The sequence below is a fragment of the Grimontia sp. SpTr1 genome (assembly GCF_947387585.1).
GTDB lineage: Bacteria > Pseudomonadota > Gammaproteobacteria > Enterobacterales > Vibrionaceae > Enterovibrio > Enterovibrio indicus.
The window spans coordinates 195,888-219,535 of record NZ_CANDOD010000009.1; the positions used below are offsets into that span (position 1 = coordinate 195,888).

Genomic DNA, 23,648 nt, shown 5'->3' on the forward strand with positions numbered 1-23,648 from the left:
AACAAAAAACACCGCCATCTGGCGGTGTTTTGCTATTTGGTTATCTTCTGTTTCAGCGCTTACAGGAAGGCGTAAGCATCTGCGAACAGGTGGTCTCGCTCTGCACCACGTTCGTTACAGAACATCTCGCGGGCAGCGCCTGCCATTTCAAATCGACCTGCGATGTAAACATCGTACGCAGACAGTGATACGAAATCTTCCATCACGGCTTCGAGCACGTTGCCCACTTTGCCATTCCAGGCTTCCGGTGCATTTTCAACCACCGGGATGTAGTTCAGGAGGCCGTTCTTCAGTGCCAGTGCTTCCATTTCGTCATTGGCATAGAGCTGGCTCGCGTCGCGGCCACCCCAGTACAGGAAGATTGGCTGCGCAAAGTTCTGGCTCAGGCAATGGTCAACCATACTGCGTACGTATGAAAAGCCCGTACCGCCCGCGATCAAGACCAGCGGGCGCTGGCGTTCTTCACGCAGCCAGGCATCACCGTGTGGCGCTTCAATCACAAAAGAGTTGTCGCCTTTTTCCAATGTCGCTTTAGCCGCTTTCACCACGTCCATCGCGTAGGCATTTTCTTCTGCCGCGCCGATGTGCAGTTCCAGCTCATGGCCGTTCTGGCGACATGGGCTGCTGGCAATCGAGAATGGACGCTTGTCTTTCTCGCCCATCACCGCCAACAGGTATTGACCTGCTTTGTAGCTCACTGGCTGTTCAGGCTTCAATAAAATTCGATAAGTGTTATTGGTCAGTGACGACACTGACGTAACTTCACATTTAATAGTCATCGCTTTCCTCAAAACTAACCACCAGATCACTGCATGGAATGGCCTGACAGGCAAAGATCCAGCCTTGTTGTTTTTCCTGTTCAGTCAGCATTGGTTCGAGATGATATCTCACCTCGCCTTCAACCAGCCGACACAGGCAGCTTGCACAAGCCCCAATCTGGCAACGGTTAGGAAAAGGTACCCCTGCGTCGAGCGCGCCTTGTAATAATGTCTGGTGTCCGGATACGGTAAATTGCGTTCCGGCAGGCATCAGGTGTACCGCATACATGTTCTAGAGACCCAGTTTATCCCACATTTCATCAACATTCGCGACAGTTAGCGGGTCTTTGCTGATGGGCGTTCCCCACTCACGAACCGATTCACCCGGCCATTTGTTGGTCGCATCTAATCCCATTTTAGACCCCGGACGCAGAGCCTGAGACTCATCATCCTGCGCGTTTGCGCGCAACAGGGTATCACGAGCGGGATCCATTCGGGTGGTTATTGCCCAAATTACATCGTTCCAGTCGCGGATGTTGACGTCTTCCTCATCAAACACCATCACAAACTTCACGTCCGCCACTTCCCCGAGCGAATTCCAAACCGCTTCAATGATTCGCGGACCATCACCAAGCGCCTCTTTCTTGATAGTGGCCATCACCATGCCGTTGGCATGCGCTTCCGGTGGCAGATAAATATCCGTCAGTTCACTGTGTGCCGCTTTAAGAGCCGCAACGCGGGATTCAATCTCTTCACTGTCCGCAACACGAGCGTCGTCATTGGCGTAACCTGAAAGCTCGGCTTCCCACTTCTTGGTGACATCCAGACCCATTTTCGAGCCTAAGCCAACAACAGGAGATGCGAAGTCCAAGGAATCAATCGGGGTATGTTCAATCATCAGGGTATCGCGCACCGGATCCATGCGGGTCGTCATCGCATGAGCAACACTGTGCCAGTCACGCGCGTCCACGTCTTCATCACAAACAATCACATACTTGGTGTACATAAACTGGCGAAGGAAGGACCACACGCCCATCATCACGCGCTTGGCATGACCCGGATATTGCTTCTTCATGGTCACCACTGCCGCGCGGTAGGAGCAGCCTTCCGGTGGCAGGTAGAAATCGACAATCTCCGGGAACTGCTTTTGCAAAATAGGCACAAACACTTCGTTCAGTGCCACACCCAGCACCGCAGGTTCATCCGGCGGACGTCCGGTGTACGTGCTGTGGTAAATCGGCTTCTGGCGCATGGTCACGTGAGTCACAGTAAACACGTGATGGCGTTCAACCTCGTTGTAGTAACCGGTGTGGTCACCATAAGGACCTTCATCCGCAAACTCATTTGGGTCAATGTAGCCTTCCATGACGATTTCCGCGCTCGCGGGAACGTCCAAATCGTTACTCAGGCTTTTCACCACTTCGGTTTTACTGCCACGTAAAAGACCGGCAAACGCGTATTCAGACAAGGTGTCAGGCACTGGGGTCACCGCGCCAAGAATGGTTGCCGGGTCGGCACCATAAGCGACTGAAACCGGGAAAGGTTTACCTGGGTGGGTTTCCATCCACTCACGCAGATCGAGTGCGCCACCACGGTGAGCCAGCCATCGCATGATGACTTTGTTCTTACCAATTTTCTGTTGGCGGTAAATTCCAAGATTCTGGCGCTTTTTGTTAGGGCCACGGGTGATGGTGAGGCCCCAGGTCAGCAAGGGTGCGACATCGCCCGGCCAGCAGCTCATCACGGGAATTTTATCGAGATCGACCTCATCGCCCTGCCAAACCACTTCCTGACATGACGCTTTGCGAAGACGCTTAGCGGGCATGTTCAGTACCTGACGGAATACAGGCAACTTTTCAATCGCGTCTTTGAAGCCTTTTGGTGGTTCAGGCTCTTTCAGGTAAGCCAGCAATTTTCCGACTTCGCGCAGTTCTTTCACTTCTTTGCGCCCCATCCCCATTGCCACGCGCTTCGGTGTACCAAACAGGTTGGCCAATACAGGCATGTCATAGCCGACAGGGTTTTCGAATAAGAGTGCAGGCCCACCGGCACGCAGGACGCGGTCGGCAATTTCGGTCATTTCCTGATCTGGGCTGACAGGGTGAGAGATGCGTTTAAGCTCGCCCACAGATTCCAGGTGGTCGATAAATGCGCGTAAGTCAGTAAATTTCATAACCTTCCCGGTTGAGGTGTGTTGGTTCGATTATAACGAGCCGATAAAACCTGAACAGGCGGATATGTAAGAATTCTTAAGGCAATTAGCCTTCTACCTGTTCCAGTCCATTGCGGATGTTTCTGCGAGTCACGCCAGAGGTCGTTTGTTCGAGCTCACGCAGCCATTCTGTATGGCCTTTGCGGGCGATCAGCTCAACAACGTTTTTACCCCGCTGACGATCGGCGATTTGCTTTTGCAGGAAATCTTTAACGTTTTGAGGCAAAGGGTGCAATCCCGCAAGCTGTCGCACAGCCGTTTCTGCCAGTACGGGGTTGACGGTGGCGGCGATCATCAGCTCGATATGCTTGTTGGAAATAGGCGGCATTTCGAGTTTCTGTAGAGCAGCCAAACTGTAACTGTCGGTGCGGCGAAGCCACAACAAATCGTACACTTTGGGCTTGCCGCTTTTTTCAGCAAGCGCTGCAAGCAGTGCATTGTCAGGGCTCCATACCATGTTTTTGTCATCAAGGTACAAAGCGACCAACTTATCCAACTGGGTTTGATTGAGTGTGGGTACGAGAGTGACGATCGCTTCACGGCGCAACGCGTAGTCATTCGAGGAAAAAGAGAGCCACTTCGACAGGTTGAGCTGGTTGTAGTTGAGAAGGCGCATCGCCTCATCCTGCATCAACTTGATTTGCCAGCGGTTAAGTACCCATTTCGCTTCCCCAGCGTAGTTAAACGCCGGCATGGTGACCCAAAAGCCATCGCCCTGACTTTTCACCAGGTATTTAGGTTGTTGTCTGCTGATAGTCACCAGAAACTTTTCGCGCTCTGGTGTCATGGTTGAAAAATCGAGCGCCCTGCGAGCCAGAACGGTCAATGCTTCTTCTTTTTGCAGTTCTGGCAGGGAGTCCAGGTACGTGTTAAGCGCATCGATGTCGTTGTCATCGAACAATTTCGTGGCACGCAGGATTTTGGAGACGGAGGCAGGATCGGCCATGTGTGCTGCCACGTCGTTGGGAGAAAGTGTCACAGCACGTGACACCCCAAGCAACAGGGTTGGCAACATAACAGCGAATAAAATCAGTAATCGTTTCATCCCGGAAATCCTACGTCAGCCTATCCATTTACGCTGACTGGTTGGCGATTTGCCTCAATTCTGATGATCTGTATCAGTTTTGGCAACTAATAAGATTGTAATTAGAGAACAATCCGTTTGTCAGCCTAATAAAAAAGCACCGCATTGGCGGTGCTTTTTTATCAATTTGAAACGCTTACGACTTCTGACGACGCATGGCTTCGAAGAACTCATCGTTGGTTTTGGTCATTGCCAACTTGTCGATCAGGAACTCCATGCCTTCGATTTCGCCCATTGGGTGAACAATCTTACGCAGGATCCACATCTTCTGAAGTTCGTCAGGCTTGGTCAGCAACTCTTCGCGACGGGTGCCTGAACGGGTGAAGTCGATAGCAGGGAAGACACGCTTCTCCGCAATCTTACGGGACAGGTGCAGCTCCATGTTACCTGTACCTTTAAATTCTTCGTAGATAACTTCATCCATCTTAGAACCAGTATCAACCAGTGCTGTCGCGATGATAGTCAGGCTGCCACCTTCTTCTACGTTACGTGCCGCACCGAAGAAACGCTTCGGACGGTGCAGTGCGTTGGCATCCACACCACCGGTCAGTACTTTGCCTGAGCTTGGTACCACGGTGTTGTAAGCACGTGCCAGACGGGTGATGGAATCCAGCAGGATAACCACGTCTTTCTTGTGCTCTACCAGACGCTTGGCTTTCTCGATCACCATCTCAGCAACCTGTACGTGACGGCTTGCTGGCTCATCGAAGGTTGAGGCGACCACTTCACCTTTAACCAGACGCTGCATCTCGGTCACTTCTTCTGGACGTTCGTCGATAAGAAGTACCATCAGCTCACACTCAGGATGATTGTAGGCAATGCTCTGCGCAATATTTTGCAGCAGCATGGTTTTACCCGCTTTTGGCGGTGCCACAATCAGACCACGCTGACCTTTACCGATTGGAGATGCCAAGTCCAGCACACGTGCTGTGATATCTTCGGTTGAACCGTTACCACGCTCCATCACCATACGCTCGTTGGCGTGCAGTGGGGTCAGGTTTTCAAACAGGATCTTGTTACGCGCATTGTCAGGCTTGTCGTGGTTAACTTCGTTCACTTTCAACAGTGCGAAGTAACGCTCACCGTCTTTCGGTGGACGAATTTTGCCTGATATGGTGTCACCTGTACGCAGGTTGAAACGGCGAATCTGGCTTGGCGACACGTAGATGTCATCCGGGCCTGCCAGGTAAGAACTGTCTGCGCTGCGCAGGAAGCCGAAACCGTCCTGAAGAATTTCCAGCACACCGTTACCAAAGATATCTTCGCCGCTTTTCGCGTGCTGCTTAAGGATGGCAAAGATGATGTCTTGTTTACGGAGGCGGGCAAGGTTCTCAAGGCCCATGCTTTCGCCCAAGGCTACAAGCTCAGAAACGGCCTGATTCTTCAGTTCGGTAAGATTCATAGTGGTAGGTGTCTTGTCAGTCAAATTTGAGGTCTGAGTTAGTTAGGGTTTAGCGATCAAGGGTGTGATCGAGGAATGAACAGAAATGTACAATTTACGTGCAATAAGTTAGCACCAGATTGGAAAGCTGTCTAGCTGGCGGAAAGAATTAAGCCGTGCCCGGGGATGGTCACGGCTTCTCTGTCACATTACAGGTTTGCGTCCAAGAACTCTTTCAGTTGAGTTTTAGACAGTGCGCCAACCTTAGTTGCCGCCACGCCACCGTCTTTGAACAGCAGCAGCGTTGGAATACCACGGATACCGAACTTAGGTGGTGTACCTGCGTTCTGGTCGATATTCAGTTTACCAATAGTGACTTTCCCTTCGTATTCTTCAGCGATCTCGTCAAGAATCGGGGCGATCATCTTACAAGGACCACACCACTCTGCCCAAAAATCAACCAGTACAGGGCCTGCAGCATTGATAACATCTGCGTCGAAGCTGTCGTCGGTCAGCTGCAAAATCTTGTCGCTCATCTTTCACTCCAATGATTATTTTTTGTCACTGGTGATATACCAACCAGTAAATCATCGCACTATTTGAATGTATTCACTATCGTATTGCAAGCCTAAGCTGATATTCTATGCGGATGAAAATGACGCATCTCACAGAGCAGAAATTTGCCGACTTCGGTCTTCACGCCGATGTTATCAAGGGTTTGGAAGAAAAAGGGTTTCATAATTGTACCCCTATCCAGGCTCTGGCATTGCCGGTCCTGCTCACCGGCCAAGACATTGCAGGACAGGCCCAGACGGGCACAGGTAAGACGATGGCATTCCTGACTGCGACTTTCCACCATTTGCTGACAACGGAGGCACCTGCCGACCGCAAGAAAAACTGTCCGCGCGCTATCATCATGGCACCAACGCGCGAACTTGCGATCCAGATCTATAACGATGCTGCTCCGCTGCTGGCTTCAACCTCTCTGACTGCGGGTCTTGCCTACGGTGGCGAAGCTTATGAGAAGCAAAAAGAAGTACTGGAAGGCGGCGTTGATATCCTGATCGGTACCTGTGGCCGTATTATCGATTTCTACAAACAGCGCGTGATTGACCTGAGCGGTATTCAAGCTGTTGTGCTTGATGAAGCAGACCGTATGTTCGATCTGGGCTTTATCAAAGACATCCGCTTCCTGTTCCGTCGTATGCCGGCACCGGCAGACCGTCTGAACATGCTGTTCTCCGCGACCCTTTCTTACCGCGTGCAGGAACTGGCGTTTGAGCACATGACCAACCCAGAGCATGTTGTGGTTGAGCCAGAGCAAAAGACCGGTCACCGCATTAAGGAAGAACTGTTCTACCCGTCGAACACCGACAAGATGCGCCTGCTGCAAACCCTGATTGAGGAAGAGTGGCCGGAGCGTGCGATCGTGTTTGCAAACACCAAGCATCGCTGTGAAGACATCTGGGGTCACCTGGCAGCCGACGACCTGCGTGCAGGCTTGCTGACTGGCGATGTTCCTCAGAAGAAACGCGTTAAGATTCTGGAAGAGTTCACCAAAGGCAACGTAGACATTCTGGTTGCAACCGATGTTGCTGCCCGTGGTCTGCATATTCCTCAGGTAACCCACGTGTTCAACTACGACCTGCCAGATGACTGTGAAGATTACGTTCACCGTATCGGCCGTACCGGTCGTGCAGGTGCAAGTGGTGCGTCTATCAGCTTCGCGTGTGAAGAATATGCCGTGAACCTGCCAGCGATCGAAGAATACATCGATCACGCCATTCCGGTATCTGAATACAATGAAGATGCCCTGCTGACTGACCTGCCTGCACCTATCAAGGTACATCGCCCACGTCAGGTAAACAGCCGCCGTAACACCTCCGGCAAATCCGGCTCACAATCACGTGGCCGCGGCCGTCGTCGCCCGTCGACCAACAAAGCGTAAATCTATCAGGGGTAACCACAGAGCATGGAAAACGCGCGTTCGCCCCTGTACGCTGCCATTGACCTCGGTTCAAACAGCTTCCACATGCTGGTTGTTCGTGAAGTTCAAGGCAGCGTACAAACGTTGGCAAAAATCAAACGTAAAGTACGCCTGGCCTCCGGCCTCGACAGCAATTTGAATCTCAGTGACGAAGCCATGCAGCGCGGCTGGGATTGCCTTTCATTGTTCGCTGAGCGCCTTCAGGACATTCCTTCAGACAACATCCGTATCGTCGCTACCGCTGCCCTTCGCAGCGCCAAAAACGCCGATGTGTTTATCAAGCGTGCCAACCAAATTCTTGGCCACTCCATCCATGTGATCACAGGTGAAGAAGAAGCCTGTACCATCTATCAGGGCGTGGCACACACCTCGGGTGGTAAAGGTAAGCGTCTGGTGGTCGATATCGGTGGCGCCAGTACCGAAGTGATTATCGGCGAAGGCTTTGATGCTGCGGCATTGACCAGTCTGGATATGGGTTGCGTGACCTGGCTGGAAAAGCACTTCAAAGATCGCTCACTCACCGAAAAGAGTTTCGACTCCGCCATTGAAGGCGCAAAAGCGGTGCTTTCCCCTATCGTCAAACGCTATCGCGAACTCGGTTGGGATGTCTGTGTGGGTGCCAGCGGCACCGTGCAGGCCTTGCAGGAGATCATGGTTGCGCAAGGTATGGATGAAACCATCACCCTGGCGAAACTCCAGCGCCTTCGCAAACAGGCAATTGGCTTTGGACAGGTAGAAGAGCTCGATATCGACGGCCTGACGTTAGAGCGAGCTTTGGTGTTTCCAAGCGGCCTCTCAATCCTGATTGCGATATTTGAGGATTTAGGTATCGAGTCAATGACGCTGGCCGGCGGCGCGCTGCGTGAAGGTTTGGTGTATGGCATGATGGATACAATGTCCGAGCAGGACATCCGCAAGCGTACCATTCATAGCATACAGTCCCGCTACCAGTTGGACGACATCCACGCAGACAACGTTGCGAAGACAGCGCAAAGCCTGCTGCAACAATGCGGTGAAGACTGGATTGCAGAGCCTGTCGCGCCCGTAATGCTTGATGCTGCTGCGAAACTGCATGAAATCGGTATGAGCATAGGCTTTAAAAAGGACGGTGAGCATGCCGCTTACCTGCTCGATAGCCTCGACCTACCCGGTTTTACCCGCGCACAGAAAAAACTGCTGGCTGAAATGCTGCGCCACTACCGCGAGCAACTGGTTCCGATTGCGCCGCAAAGTGCGATTTCACCCAACAGCGCTAACCGCCTGCTGCGTCTTTTACGCATAGCGGTACTGCTCTGTCACCGCCGAGACAGTAAAGCGATTCCTGCTGTTACGCTAAAAGCAAACGGCGACTCGCTCGAACTAACGATGCCTGATAACTGGCTGAACGCAAATGTGCTGATGGCGACTGAGTTGACGCTTGAAGCAGAGCGCCAGAGTGATAACCACTGGCCGCTGACCATAGCGTAAGTCAGTCGAAGGCACAAAAAAGCACGGTCGAAACCGTGCTTTTTCTTTTTGGGTTGATAATGACGAGTTAAACGCCAATCCCGCTGTGGCGCAGCAGTGCATCCGGTGATGGCTCGCGACCACGGAAGCGTTTGAACAACTCCATTGGCTCTTCACTGCCGCCGCGCTCAAGAATGTTCTCGAGGAACGACTGGCCTGTTTCCGTATTGAAGATACCCTCTTCTTCAAAGCGGCTGAACGCGTCTGAAGACAGCACTTCCGCCCACAGATAGCTGTAGTAACCCGCACTGTAGCCACCCGCAAAGATGTGACTGAATGAGTGTGGGAATCGGTTCCAGTCTGGAGACGGCACAACCGCGACCTGACTCTTCACTTCTGCCAGCGTTTCCAGCACTTTCGCACCTTCTTCCGCGTCGAAACGGGTAAACAGGGTGAAGTCGAACAAGCCAAACTCCAACTGGCGCAGCATGCCCATGGCGGAGTTGTAATTCTTCGCCGCCAGCATTTTATCCAGCATCTCTTTTGGTAGTGGCTCGCCGGTCTCATAGTGGCCGGAGATAAACGCCAGCGCGTCTTCTTCCCAGCACCAGTTTTCGAGGAACTGGCTTGGCAACTCAACCGCATCCCAAGGTACACCGTTGATACCAGATACCGACGACACATCAACCTTGGTCAGCATGTGGTGGATACCATGGCCGAACTCGTGGAACAGCGTCACCACTTCATCATGGGTAAACAGCGCGGGTTTACCACCGATTGGCTTGTTGAAGTTACAGGTTAGGTAAGCGACCGGGCTTTGCAGCTCACCAGATTCGGTCACACGACGCACTCGGCATTCGTCCATCCAAGCGCCGCCACGTTTGTGTTCACGGGCGTAGAGGTCGAGATAGAAGCTGCCGCGCAGTTCGCCTTTCGCATCGAAGATATCGTAGAAAGACACGGACTCATGCCACACGTCCACGCCGTCACGACGTTTAACGTCCATGCCGAACACACGTTTCAGCACTTCAAAAAGACCGGCAACCACTTTGTCTTCTGGAAAGTAAGGGCGCAGCTCTTCATCAGAAATACTGTATTGATGCTGCTTGAGTTTCTCGGCGTAGTAACCCACATCCCAAGGCTCAAGCGTTTCCACACCGAAGTTGTCTTTGGCGAATTGCTTGAGGGTATCGAATTCTTTCAAGCCCTGTGGGCGTGCTTTTTCCACCAGCTCGTTCAGGAAGGTCAGTACCTGATCAGTAGACGCCGCCATTTTGGTTGCCAGCGACAGTTCACTGTAAGTGGCAAAGCCCAGCAGACGGGAAATTTCACTTTTCAGCAGCAGGGTTTCATTGATGAGGTCGGTGTTGTCCCACTTACCTGCATTTGGACCACGGTCAGACGCTCGGGTAGTGTACGCCTCGTACATTTCTGCGCGAAGTTCACGGTTGTCACAGTACGTCATGACTGGCAGGTAAGACGGAATGTCCAACGTCAGCACATAACCTTCAAGCTCTTTGCTTTCTGCCTGCGCTTTAGCTGCAGCAAGCGCGGATTCAGGCATGCCCGCCAGCGCGTTTTCGTCGGTCACATGCTTGGACCAACCCATGGTGGCGTCGAGCACATTGTTCGAGAAAGTCGACGACAGCTCAGACAGTCGCTTGCTGATCTCACCAAAGCGGTGCTGCTCTTTAGGTGGCAATGCAATACCGGAAAGCTCGAAATCGCGCAGAGAGTCTGTAATGGTCTTTTGTTGAGCTGGCGTCAGGGAGTCAAAATCATCACGCGCTTTGATCGCCTTGTAAGCATCATAAAGCGGCTTGTGCTGTCCAACCCACGTCGAGTAGTCAGACAGCATAGGAAGGCAGGCTTCATACGCCTCTCGTAATTCCTGACTGTTCACCACCGCATTCATATGGCCTATCGGTGACCAAATGCGACTTAGTCTGTCGTCGCTTTCTGCCAGTGCTGCACAGATGTTGTCCCAGCTTGGATCTGTGTTGTTTTCCAAAACCGCTTCAATCGCAGCGCGGCAATCAGTAATTGCCTGCTCGACGGCAGGTTGCACGTGCTCAGGTTTGATTTGAGAAAAAGGAGGCAAATCGTTAAACGACAGCAGCGGGTTGGACATAATGAGTTCCTTCATAATATTCAGTCTTAGTATTTATGAAGGCAATTAAGCGGCTTTTCAATGCTGAGGCTGGATCCATCCCTCCAATAAGCGATAATGCTCGACACTTTTCTATTTTCACCGGATATCGACATGCTCAGTTACCGCCACAGCTTCCATGCTGGCAACCATGCTGATGTGCTCAAACACATAGTTCAAAGCCTCATCATTGAATCGCTCAAGCAAAAAGACAAAGCCTTTGTCTACCACGACACCCACAGCGGTGCGGGTCGCTACGATTTGTCTGACGAACGCGCTGAGAAAACCGGTGAATACAAAGAAGGCATTGGCTTGATTTGGGAATGCGACGATGCCCCTGAAGCGATCAAACCTTACCTTGATACTATTCGCGCACTGAACCAAGGCAACAAACTGCGTTACTACCCAGGCTCACCGAAAGTCGGCCGCAGCCTGCTACGCGAACAAGACCGCGCTATTTTCACAGAGCTTCACCCTAGCGACTTCCCTCTCCTGCTTCAGGAGTTTCGTGGTGACCGCCAGGTAAAAATGTACAAGGAAGACGGTTACGCGCGTCTTAAAGCAAGCCTTCCACCAAAAGAGCGGCGCGGGGTGGTGTTGATTGACCCACCTTATGAGCTCAAGCACGAATATCAGGACGTGGTAGATGCTATTGATGAGAGCGTGAAACGCTGGGCAACGGGCACCTATGCGATTTGGTATCCGGTGGTTTATCGCAAAAATATCGATCTCATTACTAAAGGTCTGGAAAAGCTCGGCATCCGAAAAATCCTGCAAATCGAACTGGGTGTAGCGGAAGACAGTGAAGAGCGCGGCATGACAGCGTCCGGCATGATTGTGATTAACCCGCCGTGGACGCTGGAAGCACAGATGAAAGAAATTCTACCTTGGCTGCAAAGTAAAATTGCATCCGAGACAGGCCACCAATTTGTACAATGGGTAGTACCTGAATAACGTACGGATCAATAAAGGTCTGATATTATCAGGGGATGCTAATGCTTCCCCGCTCAACGGGATTTAAGAATAACCAAACGGAGAAACTCATGGCCAAGCATTTTGATTATATTTGTATCGGCGGCGGCAGTGGCGGTATCGCCTCCGCAAACCGTGCTGCGATGTACGGTGCAAAAGTCGCGTTGATCGAAGCGCAACACCTCGGCGGCACCTGCGTCAACGTAGGTTGTGTGCCAAAGAAAGTGATGTGGCACGGCGCGCAAATCGCAGAAGCCATCAAAATGTACGGTCCTGACTACGGCTTTGACACCACACTGAACAAGTTCAGCTGGGACAAATTGGTAGAAAACCGTGAAGCCTACATTGGCCGCATCCACACCTCTTATGAAAACGTGCTGGGCAAGAACAAAATCGAAGTGATTGAAGGCTTTGGCAAGTTTGTTGATGCCAAAACGGTTGAAGTAAACGGCGAGCACTACAGCGCTGACAACATTCTGATAGCTGTAGGCGGCGCACCGACCATTCCAAACATTCCTGGTGCGGAACATGGTATCGACTCAAACGGCTTCTTTGAGCTGAACGAGCAACCAAAACGCGTTGCAGTGGTTGGTGCAGGCTACATCGCAGTAGAGATCGCCGGTGTATTGAATGCACTGGGCACTGAAACACACCTGTTTGTGCGTAAAGAGTCTCCACTCCGCAGCTTCGACCCAATGATTATCGACACACTGGTTGAGGTAATGGAAAAAGAAGGCCCAGCGCTTCACACCCACTCGATTCCAAAGGAAGTGGTGAAAGAGTCTGACGGCTCACTGACCCTACACTTCGAAAGTGGCCAAACTCACAACACAGATCTGCTGATCTGGGCTATCGGCCGTCATCCAAGCACAGACAAAATCAATCTGGCTGCAGCAGGTGTTGAAACCAACGACCGTGGCTACATCAAAGTGGATGAGTTCCAGAACACCAATGTCTCTGGCATCTACTGTGTGGGTGACATCATGGAGGGCGGTGTTGAGCTGACACCAGTCGCGGTTAAAGCTGGTCGTCAACTGTCAGAGCGCCTGTTCAATGGCAAAACCAACGCCAAGATGGACTACGAGCTGATCCCAACCGTGGTTTTCAGCCACCCACCAATCGGCACCATCGGCCTGACTGAAGGCGAAGCGAAAGCGCAGTACGGCGAAGAAAATGTGAAGGTTTACACCTCTAGCTTCACCGCCATGTACACTGCCGTGACTCAGCATCGTCAACCATGCAAGATGAAGCTGGTATGTGCGGGCGATGACGAGAAAGTCGTAGGCCTTCACGGCATCGGCTACACCGTGGATGAAATGATCCAGGGCTTTGGCGTTGCAATGAAAATGGGCGCAACCAAAGCAGACTTCGATAGCGTGGTCGCGATCCACCCGACTGGTTCCGAGGAATTCGTTACCATGCGTTGATCGCCAAGCGATTAAAAAGAGCCTCGCACTTGCGGGGCTTTTTTATGCTTCCAAATCAGATAAATAGTCAAAGCACTCCCTAACACCCCGCCAACTATCTTATCGCGAGACTTGTAGCCAATTTGCCTGCCTCCAAATGCATCGTGCGCCAGATCACAATACAATATCTCGCCTTCTAAAACCTCTCAGATAAAACTCTCACAAAAAGAAGGTCTATTGAGGTTTTTGTCTATTTCGAATAATTAGACCCTCATTCCAGAACGCTGAATGCGACTGGTCAATTTATCTAAGTGTCTATTCAAATATTTATTCATTCCGGGTGAGAGATGAACTTTAAAACTTCTGTGTTGGCAGCGTCAGTTGCTTTGATTCTGGCGGGCTGTGGTAGTGATGATTCAGCAAGTGTCGTAACCCCTTCAGAGCCGACTTATGGTAAAGAGTTTACGGGTCAATACGTCGACGCTGCAGTTGAAGGCCTTTTCTACAAAACCAGTTCTGGCAATACCGGCATCACAGATGCAGAAGGTTCGTTTAATGCTCGAGAAGGCGAGACAGTAACCTTCTTTATCGGTGGCGAGAACGGCATCAAGATTGGTGCAGCGTCAGGCCGCGGTGTGATCACGCCGTTTGAGGGTGCTGGTAAATACAATACCGCTCTTAACACTGCTGTACTGCTGCAGTCTCTGGACAAAATGGCTGGCGGTAATGGCAACGGCATGCTAACTATCCCTGAAGCTCTGCGCTCCATGGATGACCCTGAAATTGCGAAGCTATTAAGTGATGTCGTTCTTAACGACAAGCAAAGTGTCGAGGACTTTTTGATTGCCTTTGATGGCAATATTGCGGATATCGTTGACGAAGAAGCAGCACTTTCACATATGTTGCAAACGCTAAATTCTGACGAGTATGTGCGTGGAGACGACCAACCCGTTGCGGATTTCGCTCTCGATAGCGGCAAAATCATCCGCAATGTTTCTACATCTCTGACCGTGTCTGATACACCAGACAGCTCAGAACGCATCTACATCCATGCAGACAAAACTCTGACCACACAGGAATTCAACGAAACGCGTGGCATGGAACTGATGTTGTTTAAGTTCGAATCTGACGGCGTGACAATTTTAGCTGGCACCAATGACGGTACCAATTCATCCGGTTTCAACAACAGTTTTGAGCAGATCCGCTTAGATAAAAACGAAGAATATCTAGCTGATGAGAAAGAGCTATGGGATACAGTGCCAGACTTCGGTCCTATTGCCTGTGCTGACTCCACCACAGGTTGTACTTCCCAATCCCTGAACACTCTTAGTGATGAAGTTCGCAACGACTCAGAGACAGGTGAAGACTGGCAGCGCGAAATCCAGTCAGGTTTCTATGATTCAGTCACTGGCGTTCACACAGTCGCGCGTAAAAAAATCGAGTGTACCTCAAGCGAAGAAAACACCTGTGATGGTCGCACAACTACCTACATGGACTTCTACTACGCAACTGATTCTAAAGCGGAAGAGCGCTATGTCGACTTTATCGGTAACTGGGTAGAGACCTCAGTATGTGGTAATGGCGAAATCGCAAAGTTGAACTTCGCTTTTGATAGCAAAGGTCTGACCATGAGCGGCACTGAGTGCACCAGCAATGGTAGTGATACTTCCGCAGAACCAATCGAGAATGAAACCCACGACTACGCTGCTCTATCAACAATTGACTACTGGTGGTTCAACCAAACAGGTCGCGAATCAAAAGCAACGCTATCTGAACTGAACTCAGGCGTTCTCTTCTGCGATGACGACAACTACACTCCAGGCAAGCCAGGCGCAACATGCTCAAGTCAGTTTGTCATCAAGTGGGAATACCAACCTGCAGGTAAAGCATGGGATGAAGGTATTCTGACTCGCTATAAATACAATCTGGATGGCTCACTCAATAGCCGCCAAGTAATGCAAAAAATCAAAAACTGATTGGCAAGTATCTTTGCTAACTGATTCAAAGCGGCCATCCGGTCGCTTTTTTTCTTCCTATCACTCACACAACACATTCAATGTCAGCGTGTCTGATATTGCCACAAATGACATATCCAGCTTGATGTCGTAAACCTGCCCGTTACTGAGCCAGTAGGGATAAAGATCGGGGAGCGCTTTTGCACCACGCGATGTTGATATCGCCTTTCTCAGGCTTCTTTCTGACACCAGTGTTTTACCGCTCTTGCGGCAGGCATTGTTGGCTTCCTGATACGTTGCCCGCCACCAGTCACGGCGGTTAATCGTGTATCTAGTATCCATGCCTTTTGGTTTTGGGGCCCAAAAGCCTAAAACCTGTTCCTGATGCCTGATCGACCCCTTCTTTGCAGAAGCCGACGCTGTCTTTAACACTGTTTTTTTCACGCTTGGCTGATAACCCACCTGACGGATAAAAGCATCAGCGGTTTCAGCTTGGGCTCGCAAGCTGTTTCGCGTTTCAATCGCTTCGCCAAAAGAATCAAAAGGCCCAGCTAAACATCGATACTGGCGGCCTTCCTTTCGATAGAGCGCACCATTGACGGCTTCACTCTGATCAGGCAGTTCCGCATAAATACCACACTGCACCCAAAACGCGCCATTCTTAGCAGGTTTTCTCCCCCATAACCCTTCGCCAATAGGACAGCTCTCGCCCACAACAGAGTAGCCCTCAGACGATTTTTCACCTTTGCAACGAGCATCGAGATCCTCAGAAGCAAACACAGAAGTGCTCGATATAAAAAGGATACTCGAGAGAGCTAGCTTCAAAACAGGGAGACTGCGGGAGTGCATGAATGATTTGCCTTTTTACTGCCGTACAACGAAAAACGCGTGCCTTCTTCGGAGCTATTTTAAAAGCGGCAGGCGACGAGGAGGGATTTAACGTTTGTTTCTACAGCAGAATTCACAACTCTGACCGAAGCCCAGCATCATTGCCTCACTGAGGCTCACAAAGCACCAGTAACGCTGATTCAAGTGAAAGCGGCATGGAAAGTCCCATCACGACGTCGAAGGCGCGCATTTCTGCCACCCAGTAAGGCAGTCTGCTTGGATAGGTACTTTTCCAATCCGGCGTGGATGACAGGGTTTTCAACGTCGATTCAGACACCAATTTCATGCCATCTTGTCGACAAGCTTGATTGGCTTCCCTCAACGTGGCACGCCACCAGACGTTTTGTTTGGCACTGTAGCGCGGCTCATTAAGTTCTGGCTTCGGGCTTTTCAACAACCCGACATCAATGTATCGACGTTCTGTCTTCGCTGGCTTCGAAGCCTTTACGACCGACGTTTTCTTTGGCTTGGCGGACTGGCTGAGCTTTGTTGCCTTCTCGGGCTGAGATATATCGCGGATAAAGGCTGAAGCGAACACTTTGCGCTGCTTCATGACATCCTTGACGATTTCAGCTTCCGAGTAGCGTTCAAACGGCCCAACCAAACAGCGGTATTGATTGCCTTCCTGACGAAATACCAGTTTGTCCTGCATAAGCACAGCTTCAGCTTCTTTCTGAAACCAAGGCTTAGGTAACTGGCTGACCACGCCACATTGCACCCAGAACCGACCTTCGTTTTTTATAGGACGTTTTGACCAAAGCCCAGCCCCCACTTTGCAGCTTTGCTCCACGACTTGCCATCCATCTTTTTCTACGGACTCGCAAGCTTCAGCAGCCTGTGCCGAAGCGAAGGAAAATACGCAAAGTAATGAGATAGCTAGAATGCTGAAAAGTCTTGAGAGCATTGAACTCGATACCGCCACGAAGTTTTATTGTTCAGACAGTTAGCCTAGCGCGAAATTGACGAAATAACGAGTGAATAACAGAAAGGGCAGCGTGATGCTGCCCTGTCTTTATTCATTAACCTTTGTAAATTTTGGGGTTGAAGACATCGCGCAGCCAGTCACCCAGAAGGTTGATCACCAGCACCAAGGTGACGAGCACAATGCCAGGGAATGCAGTGATCCACCATGCGCCAGAGAAGATATAAGTGAAGCCGATACTGATCAGTGAGCCAAGCGAAGGCTTATCAACTGGCATCCCCAAACCAAGGAAGGAAAGCGCCGCCTCTGACATGATGGCGTTGGCTACCTGCACGGTACAAATCACCAAGATTGGCGACAGACAGTTGGGCAGAATATGCCGGAACATGATGCGAGGCGCTTTGAAGCCCATCACCTGCGCTGCTTCCACATACTCTTTTTTCTTTTCAGCCAATACGGAGGCGCGCACTGTACGGGCATACTGCGGCCACTCTGCAATACCAATAATCACCACCAGCATTAAAATCGCGTACTCACTGTAGAAGTCGCTGCCAAAGCTGGCTTTGAAAATTGCCGACACGATGATCGCCACCATCATGGTGGAGAAAGAAAGCTGAACGTCAGCGATACGCATCAGGAAGCTATCAATACGACCGCCAAAGTAGCCAGCACTCAAACCGATAACTATGCCAAGTAACAACTGAAGTGCCACCGCGCCCAGACCAATCATCAGTGAGATGCGCAGACCGTAAAGAATGGTCGAGAGAATATCCCGTCCCTGATTATCAGTACCCAGCAAGAAGCGCTCATCGCCCCACTCCATCCAGGTCGGAGGAAGCTCGGAGTCCATGATATCGATGGACGCTAAATCGTAAGGGTCACTTGGCGATATCAGGGGTGCAAAAATCGCGGCCAGCACAAACGACAGGAACACGGCGAAGCTAAACATCGCCACTTTGTCGCGTTTGAAGAAATAGAAGAAATCCGAGTCCAGAAACTGCTGCCAGCGAGAAGGCGTTTTGGTATTTACATTGGTCATGATTATGCCCCCTTGCCTGTCAGGTTAACCGTTGGGTTAATCAGGCCGTACAACAAATCCACTAGGGTATTGGTGACCACAAACAGCAAACCGACAAAAATGACATACGCTGTGATAAGTGGCGTATCCACACGGTTGATAGCTTCGAGGAACAGAAAGCCGGTACCTGGCCACTGGAAGACTTTTTCCGTCAAAATGGTGTAAGCCACCATGGTACCTATCTGCACACCACCGACCGTCACGACTGGCAGCATGGTGTTTTTCAGAGCATGTTTGTACTGCACCGTTCTTTCTGGCAAGCCTTTGGCACGGGCAAATTTGACGTATTCAGTGCTCAACGCTTCCAGCATTTCAGAGCGAACCAGGCGGATAAACAACGGCAGCATGATAGATGACAGAGCGATACTTGGCAGGATCAGATGCGAAAGACCATCCAGTGAGAGGAAACCAGTCTCCCAGCCGAATACATTGACCGTATCACCACGGCCAAATGAAGGAAGCCAGCCAAGCTCAATGGAGAAGATATACATCAACATAATGGCAGTCAGGAACACCGGAATCGAGATACCGATACTACTCCCTGCCATGATAATTTTGGTGAAGACGCTATTTGGGTGGATGGCAGAGTAAACCCCGAGCGGAATAGAAAAAACGACGATAATGATGGTCGCCCCGATCACCAGCTCCAACGTTGCCACAAGTTTATCGAGAATGACGTCAACCGCCGGGCGTTTGAAGAAATAAGAGGTACCCAAATCACCTTGCAGCGCATTGCCGACAAAGCGTGAGTACTTTTCGATGAAAGGGTCGTTCAATCCAAGCTCATCACGCAGGGCTTGTCTTTCTGACTCTGATACAGACTGACCCACCATTTCACGCAACGGATCGCCAAGGTTGTCCTGAATGGCGAACGCCACCAGACTGATCACAAACATCACTATCACCGCCTGAATTAGGCGCTTGACGAGAAAGGTAAACATTCCTAGCCCCTTCACTTTCCTTGAAGATTTTTGCTTTTGAATCTTTCAGTAGAGACTTCCTACTGAAAGAAACGGCCGGACATTCCACGGGTGGTCATGACGGCCGTTTCCGTTTTACGTTGTTTCGTCTCCGCCGGAAATGAGGGCTCTCCGGCGGAAAAGCAGTCGCTCGTTACTTAACGACCAGGTCACCGAAGTAAGGGAAGTTCATCCCGTTCACGATTGGACCAATTTCTACGTTCTCTTTCGCTGCCCAGGAAGGATCTTGCCAGTGCAGAGGAACGAACGCCGCTTCGTTGTAGAGGATTTCCTCTACTTTCTTCAGCATCGCATTACGCTTGGTCAGGTCAGTTTCTTTGTTCGCTTCGTTAACCAGCTTATCCACTTCAGAGTTGCTGTAGTGACCACAGTTGTACTGGCCTTTACCAGTGTCAGCATTACGGGTCATCGCCAGGAACTCAGTGAAGTTCGCAGAATCTTCAGTATCCGGGTGCCAACCGATCATCAGCATGTCAGCCGCACACTTGTCGAACTCAGGCCAGTATTGCGCTTTTGGCATGGTTTTCAGGTCAACGTCGATACCGATTTTTGACAGCATTGCAGCAGTGGCCTGCGCAATCTTGTCATCGTTCACGTAGCGGTTATTTGGCGCCATCATGGTCAGCTTGAAGCCGTCACCATAGCCTGCTTCTTCCATCAGCTGCTTCGCTTTTTTCAGATCATAACGCGGCTTCAGGCTCTCGTTGTAACCGGCATAGCCTGGAGGGCTTTGCTGTGCAGACGCTGTCGCTGCGCCTTTCATGACCTTCTTCGCGATACCTTCATTGTTGACCGCGTAAACAATAGCCTGACGCACACGCGCATCTTTCAGAGCTGGGTTGCTATTTTGGTTCATTTGGAAGGTGATGATGCGGGTACCTGGCATGGTGTAGAGATCCACACCTTTCGCGTTCTCGATGCGCTTGTAATCGTTCGGTGAAACCGGCGCAATCATATCAACATCGCCAGATAGCATTGCAGCTACACGGGTCGCATCTTCTTTGATTGGCACCAAAGTCAGGTTCTCAACGTTACCGCCAGAATCTTTGTCCCAGTAATCTGCAAAGCGTTCGAATTCAACTTTTACGCCCTGCTCTCGGGATTTAACAATAAAAGGCCCCGTGCCAGAAAGGTTGGTCGACGCGAAAGAGTTACCGTGCTTCACCACCTCAGCTTTGTCTTTACCATCAGCGGTGGTGCCCGTGTAGAACTTACTGTCCATCGGGAAAATGTAGGTCGCCACGTTTTCGATCAGCGGGTATGTGCCATCGGTTTTGATTTCTACCGTGTGGTCATCAACCTTGGTCAGGGAAACCAGCGGTGCAAAAATACCTTTGAAGTCTGGTGATGATTTCAGGCGGTTGAAAGTCCAAACCACATCATCAGCGGTCATATCGTTGCCAGAGTGGAATTTCACGCCTTTGCGCAGGTTAAAGCGCATGGTTTCGTTGTCTACACGCTCCCAAGATTCCGCCAGACGTGGTTCAAACTCCATTGACTGGTTAAAACGCACCAGTGGGTCGAAGACCATATGTGACAACTGAAGAGTACCGCCAGAAAGCTGCTCATGCGGGTCCAGTGACACTGGGTCGGCATCGTAAGCAACGGTAATATCTGCTGCAGACGCAGCAAAGCTCAGGCCCGCCGCCATCATCGCGAGCGCGATTTTACTCTTGAAGGTTTTCATTGCATGACTCCTTATGCTGGGAGCCTTAGCTCCCGTTTTGTTGTGTATTGCAAATTGAAACCACCAGCGAACACAACATCATCCTTTCGCCGATGGTGGGATTCGTTTTTACCCTGCGACTGCACTCATGCCTTTGAACTCAGGCATCAAAGAAATCAACTGCTTGCTGTATTCATGCTGTGGTGACTTAAACAACGCTTCGGTGTGCGCCACTTCGAGCAGGGTGCCTTTTTGCATCACACCAATGCGGTCACACATTTGTCTGATAACAGGCAAGTCGTGGCTGATGAACAGCATGGTCAGGTTCAATTCTTGCTGCAGATCTTTTAAAAGGTTCAGGATTTGCGCCTGTACCGACACATCCAATGCGGAGGTTGGTTCATCACAAATGAGAAGGCGTGGACGGGTTGCCAATGCACGTGCGATAGAAATACGCTGGCGCTGACCACCGGAGAATTCATGGGGATATTTGATACCGCTTCCGCGGCCTAGCCCAACGTGATCGAGCAGATCGCCGACGATTTGGCGGATCTGATTTTCATCTGCCAGCTTATGGAAACGAATAGGTTCAGCAATGATGTCCTGCACTTTCATGCGCGGGTTCATTGATGAATAAGGGTTCTGGAATACCATCTGCATCTGGCGGCGCATCGGACGGCGTTGCGCTTCACTTTTCAACGACGTCAGATCGATACCTTCAAACCATACCTTCCCCGAGTTCGGCGGATAGAGACCCGCAATCACACGGGCAATGGTCGATTTGCCAGAGCCAGATTCGCCCACCAGGCCAAATGTTTCACCCTCATGGACTTCAAAACTGACATTATTCGACGCCTGCACGTATTCGCGGCGACTTTCAAAGAAGGAGTCTTTGGTGACAAAACGTAAGTTTACGTTTTCGACTCTCAGCAAAGAGCCTGTGTATTCACGCTCGTCCTGACTTTGCCCCAGCCAATGGGTTTTCACATCCAGCGGCTTCATCTCCACCGCCTCTTCGATGTAACTCACGAGCGGAAAGCGATCGAGTTTGATATCTGAACGCGGTACAGCGGAAATCAGGCTGCGGCTATAGGGATGTTCAGGGTTGTTGAGCACTTTGGCGGTTTCACCAAACTCCACCAAATCACCACGGTACATCACGGCAATTTTGTCTGTGACATTGGAAACCACACCCATATCGTGGGTCACCAGCATACAGCCCACATTCTTTTCGACACATAGCGTGCGGATAAGGTTAAGAATCTGATCCTGAATCGACACATCCAGCGCTGTTGTCGGTTCATCTGCAATAATAAGGTCGGGCTCACCTGCCAGTGCAATAGCAATCACCACACGCTGGCGCATGCCGCCGGAGAATTGATGCGGGTACTGTTTAATGCGGTTATGTGCTTCGGGAATACCCACCTGTTCCATTAGCGCCAATGCGCGCTTTTTGGCTTCTTCTTCACCAACATTCAGGTTAACTGTGATGGTTTCAACCAGCTGCTGCTCAACAGTGAACAGTGGGTTGAGAGACGTCATTGGATCCTGGAAGATAAATCCAATTCTCGCCCCGCGGTAACGACGGATTTGGTCAGGCGCAAGACCAGAGATTTTCTCACCATCAAGGAACACATTCCCACTGGCTACTCGACCCGGAGGGCTCAATAAATCGATAACGGCATTACCTACCGTCGATTTCCCTGCACCAGACTCACCAACCACACCAACTATCTCTCCCCTTTCGATAGAAAAGGAGAGATCTTTCACTGCTGCAAATACGCCGTGACGAGAGGGGTACTCGATACGGAGGTTCTTAACTTCCAATAATGCCATTGACCAGACCCTTGGTACTGCACAATTCCGTGCCTGCCGGAAAACAATCCCTGTTTAACATCAACAAAACAGGCTAAATAAGCGCATTACAATCTGGCAAATGTTTCACGAGAAATCAACATAGTGAAACTATCAGCCATAAGAAGCGCGATTTATCGAATAAATATTCAACAAAAAGGCATTAGCAGATAAACAACCGTATGAGTATTAACCCTTGTTTTACGGGCAGTTGCCGATAAGGAAAACAGGTAAATGTGAGGCAGTAATCAAAGTGTTTAATATGGTTAGCTATGCACCTGATAACTAAGAAAATGTAACATTTCACGCGTTTCTATGATGAATAGCGTTCACTTTTAAATCAAGAGTGTGAAGAAAACCCAAAAAAGAATAGGGCACCGAGCCATTATTTAACGTTAGTCGACAAGAATAAGACGGCTTATTGTCCTGATGACAAGGGAAGGCGCGGTAACAAGCAGTGCTAACTAACCTCCAGCAGATCGCCACACCAAGCAAACCAAGAAGTTAAAAGCGTAATAGAAAGCAGATACGAAAAAGCCCGCTCGATTGAGCGGGCTTCTCTGAATGTGGTCGGTGAAGAGGGATTCGAACCCCCGACCCTCTGGTCCCAAACCAGATGCGCTACCAAACTGCGCTATTCACCGAATGGGGTGGCTGACGGGACTTGAACCCGCGACAACCGGAATCACAATCCGGGACTCTACCAACTGAGCTACAGCCACCACTGTTTTGTTTGCCAATTTCTTTTCGGGTTCGGCATTCCCGACAAGTTCAGAACTACTGAAAGTTCTATCCTTGCTTAAAACGACGAAAGCCCGCTTGATTGAGCGGGCTCTCTGAATGTGGTCGGTGAAGAGGGATTCGAACCCCCGACCCTCTGGTCCCAAACCAGATGCGCTACCAAACTGCG

At 50.6% G+C, this 23,648-nt stretch carries 18 protein-coding genes and 2 tRNA genes; 5 read left to right on the top strand and 15 right to left on the bottom strand.

Features of this window, described 5'->3' with window-relative positions; all coding sequences use genetic code 11:
* Positions 1–59: 59 nt before the first annotated feature.
* The 6 genes from fre to trxA form a co-directional block, all read right to left on the bottom strand.
* Positions 60–779 carry an NAD(P)H-flavin reductase gene (gene fre / locus QL223_RS14550; protein WP_002535463.1) on the bottom strand — a complete coding sequence of 240 codons (720 nt, stop codon included), beginning with the start codon at positions 777–779 and terminating at the stop codon, positions 60–62.
* A complete protein-coding gene (locus tag QL223_RS14555; RefSeq protein ID WP_046303411.1) occupies positions 769–1,047 on the bottom strand; it encodes a 2Fe-2S iron-sulfur cluster-binding protein in 279 nt (92 codons plus the stop codon). Before QL223_RS14555 ends, fre begins: the two co-directional genes overlap by 11 nt.
* Positions 1,048–1,050: 3 nt before the next feature.
* Positions 1,051–2,931 (bottom strand): 4-hydroxy-3-polyprenylbenzoate decarboxylase, encoded by a 1,881-nt coding sequence (ubiD, locus tag QL223_RS14560; RefSeq protein ID WP_281545131.1) that lies wholly within the window; start codon positions 2,929–2,931, stop codon positions 1,051–1,053.
* An 85-nt stretch (positions 2,932–3,016) separates the two neighbouring features.
* Complete coding sequence (locus QL223_RS14565; protein ID WP_281545132.1) at positions 3,017–4,015, bottom strand: hypothetical protein; 999 nt, start codon at positions 4,013–4,015, stop codon at positions 3,017–3,019.
* A 175-nt stretch (positions 4,016–4,190) separates the two neighbouring features.
* Complete coding sequence (gene rho / locus QL223_RS14570) at positions 4,191–5,456, bottom strand: transcription termination factor Rho (RefSeq protein WP_002535468.1); 1,266 nt, start codon at positions 5,454–5,456, stop codon at positions 4,191–4,193.
* 188 nt (positions 5,457–5,644) lie between these two features.
* Positions 5,645–5,971 carry a thioredoxin TrxA gene (gene trxA / locus QL223_RS14575; protein WP_002535469.1) on the bottom strand — a complete coding sequence of 109 codons (327 nt, stop codon included), beginning with the start codon at positions 5,969–5,971 and terminating at the stop codon, positions 5,645–5,647.
* 113 nt (positions 5,972–6,084) lie between these two features.
* On the opposite strand from trxA, the gene rhlB reads away from it, so the two are divergent.
* Entirely contained in the window at positions 6,085–7,383 is a 1,299-nt protein-coding gene (gene rhlB / locus QL223_RS14580; RefSeq protein WP_156168172.1) for an ATP-dependent RNA helicase RhlB, read from the top strand.
* Between the two features lie 24 nt (positions 7,384–7,407).
* Positions 7,408–8,889: a guanosine-5'-triphosphate,3'-diphosphate diphosphatase gene (gene gppA / locus QL223_RS14585; RefSeq protein WP_281545133.1), complete on the top strand. Its 1,482-nt coding sequence runs from the start codon at positions 7,408–7,410 to the stop codon at positions 8,887–8,889.
* A gap of 67 nt (positions 8,890–8,956) precedes the next feature.
* On the opposite strand, the gene prlC is transcribed toward gppA, so the two are convergent.
* Positions 8,957–10,999, bottom strand: coding sequence for an oligopeptidase A (gene prlC / locus QL223_RS14590; RefSeq protein ID WP_281545134.1), 2,043 nt, complete (start codon positions 10,997–10,999; stop codon positions 8,957–8,959).
* A 132-nt stretch (positions 11,000–11,131) separates the two neighbouring features.
* Between prlC and QL223_RS14595 the strand changes: the two genes are divergently transcribed.
* From QL223_RS14595 to QL223_RS14605, 3 genes are all read left to right on the top strand, one after another.
* Positions 11,132–11,971, top strand: coding sequence for a 23S rRNA (adenine(2030)-N(6))-methyltransferase RlmJ (locus QL223_RS14595; protein WP_281545143.1), 840 nt, complete (start codon positions 11,132–11,134; stop codon positions 11,969–11,971).
* Positions 11,972–12,060: 89 nt separating this feature from the next.
* On the top strand, positions 12,061–13,416 hold the full coding sequence (gene gorA / locus QL223_RS14600; RefSeq protein WP_281545135.1) for a glutathione-disulfide reductase: 1,356 nt from the start codon (positions 12,061–12,063) through the stop codon (positions 13,414–13,416).
* A 326-nt stretch (positions 13,417–13,742) separates the two neighbouring features.
* Complete coding sequence (locus QL223_RS14605; protein ID WP_281545136.1) at positions 13,743–15,371, top strand: hypothetical protein; 1,629 nt, start codon at positions 13,743–13,745, stop codon at positions 15,369–15,371.
* Between the two features lie 60 nt (positions 15,372–15,431).
* Here QL223_RS14605 and QL223_RS14610 read toward each other — a convergent pair whose 3' ends face one another.
* The 8 genes from QL223_RS14610 to QL223_RS14645 all read right to left on the bottom strand — a co-directional run bounded on the left by QL223_RS14610 (position 15,432) and on the right by QL223_RS14645 (position 23,460).
* Entirely contained in the window at positions 15,432–16,130 is a 699-nt protein-coding gene (locus tag QL223_RS14610) for an SPOR domain-containing protein (protein ID WP_281545137.1), read from the bottom strand.
* Between the two features lie 214 nt (positions 16,131–16,344).
* Positions 16,345–17,142, bottom strand: coding sequence for an SPOR domain-containing protein (locus QL223_RS14615; protein ID WP_281545138.1), 798 nt, complete (start codon positions 17,140–17,142; stop codon positions 16,345–16,347).
* Between the two features lie 115 nt (positions 17,143–17,257).
* On the bottom strand, positions 17,258–18,199 hold the full coding sequence (locus QL223_RS14620; RefSeq protein WP_281545139.1) for an ABC transporter permease: 942 nt from the start codon (positions 18,197–18,199) through the stop codon (positions 17,258–17,260).
* Positions 18,200–18,201: 2 nt separating this feature from the next.
* Positions 18,202–19,179, bottom strand: a complete 978-nt coding sequence (locus QL223_RS14625; protein WP_046303420.1) for an ABC transporter permease — start codon at positions 19,177–19,179, stop codon at positions 18,202–18,204.
* A 172-nt stretch (positions 19,180–19,351) separates the two neighbouring features.
* Positions 19,352–20,905, bottom strand: coding sequence for an ABC transporter substrate-binding protein (locus tag QL223_RS14630; protein WP_046303421.1), 1,554 nt, complete (start codon positions 20,903–20,905; stop codon positions 19,352–19,354).
* Positions 20,906–21,013: 108 nt separating this feature from the next.
* Positions 21,014–22,720 (bottom strand): ABC transporter ATP-binding protein, encoded by a 1,707-nt coding sequence (locus tag QL223_RS14635; protein WP_281545140.1) that lies wholly within the window; start codon positions 22,718–22,720, stop codon positions 21,014–21,016.
* Positions 22,721–23,305: 585 nt separating this feature from the next.
* Positions 23,306–23,382, bottom strand: a tRNA-Pro gene (locus tag QL223_RS14640).
* A 2-nt stretch (positions 23,383–23,384) separates the two neighbouring features.
* Positions 23,385–23,460: transfer RNA gene (locus tag QL223_RS14645), tRNA-His, on the bottom strand.
* Positions 23,461–23,648: the final 188 nt, after the last annotated feature.

Excerpts from the sequence above, each read along its gene's own strand:
- QL223_RS14605 (WP_281545136.1), top strand. The coding sequence starts at position 13,743 with ATGAACTTTAAAACTTCTGTGTTGGCAGCGTCAGTTGCTTTGATTCTG.
- rho (WP_002535468.1), bottom strand. The coding sequence starts at position 5,456 with ATGAATCTTACCGAACTGAAGAATCAGGCCGTTTCTGAGCTTGTAGCC.
- QL223_RS14630 (WP_046303421.1), bottom strand. The coding sequence starts at position 20,905 with ATGAAAACCTTCAAGAGTAAAATCGCGCTCGCGATGATGGCGGCGGGC.
- QL223_RS14620 (WP_281545139.1), bottom strand. The coding sequence starts at position 18,199 with ATGACCAATGTAAATACCAAAACGCCTTCTCGCTGGCAGCAGTTTCTG.
- rhlB (WP_156168172.1), top strand. The coding sequence starts at position 6,085 with ATGAAAATGACGCATCTCACAGAGCAGAAATTTGCCGACTTCGGTCTT.
- gorA (WP_281545135.1), top strand. The coding sequence starts at position 12,061 with ATGGCCAAGCATTTTGATTATATTTGTATCGGCGGCGGCAGTGGCGGT.
- ubiD (WP_281545131.1), bottom strand. The coding sequence starts at position 2,931 with ATGAAATTTACTGACTTACGCGCATTTATCGACCACCTGGAATCTGTG.
- QL223_RS14565 (WP_281545132.1), bottom strand. The coding sequence starts at position 4,015 with ATGAAACGATTACTGATTTTATTCGCTGTTATGTTGCCAACCCTGTTG.
- QL223_RS14615 (WP_281545138.1), bottom strand. The coding sequence starts at position 17,142 with ATGCTCTCAAGACTTTTCAGCATTCTAGCTATCTCATTACTTTGCGTA.
- QL223_RS14555 (WP_046303411.1), bottom strand. The coding sequence starts at position 1,047 with ATGTATGCGGTACACCTGATGCCTGCCGGAACGCAATTTACCGTATCC.
- fre (WP_002535463.1), bottom strand. The coding sequence starts at position 779 with ATGACTATTAAATGTGAAGTTACGTCAGTGTCGTCACTGACCAATAAC.
- QL223_RS14595 (WP_281545143.1), top strand. The coding sequence starts at position 11,132 with ATGCTCAGTTACCGCCACAGCTTCCATGCTGGCAACCATGCTGATGTG.
- QL223_RS14625 (WP_046303420.1), bottom strand. The coding sequence starts at position 19,179 with ATGTTTACCTTTCTCGTCAAGCGCCTAATTCAGGCGGTGATAGTGATG.
- prlC (WP_281545134.1), bottom strand. The coding sequence starts at position 10,999 with ATGTCCAACCCGCTGCTGTCGTTTAACGATTTGCCTCCTTTTTCTCAA.
- gppA (WP_281545133.1), top strand. The coding sequence starts at position 7,408 with ATGGAAAACGCGCGTTCGCCCCTGTACGCTGCCATTGACCTCGGTTCA.
- QL223_RS14635 (WP_281545140.1), bottom strand. The coding sequence starts at position 22,720 with ATGGCATTATTGGAAGTTAAGAACCTCCGTATCGAGTACCCCTCTCGT.
- trxA (WP_002535469.1), bottom strand. The coding sequence starts at position 5,971 with ATGAGCGACAAGATTTTGCAGCTGACCGACGACAGCTTCGACGCAGAT.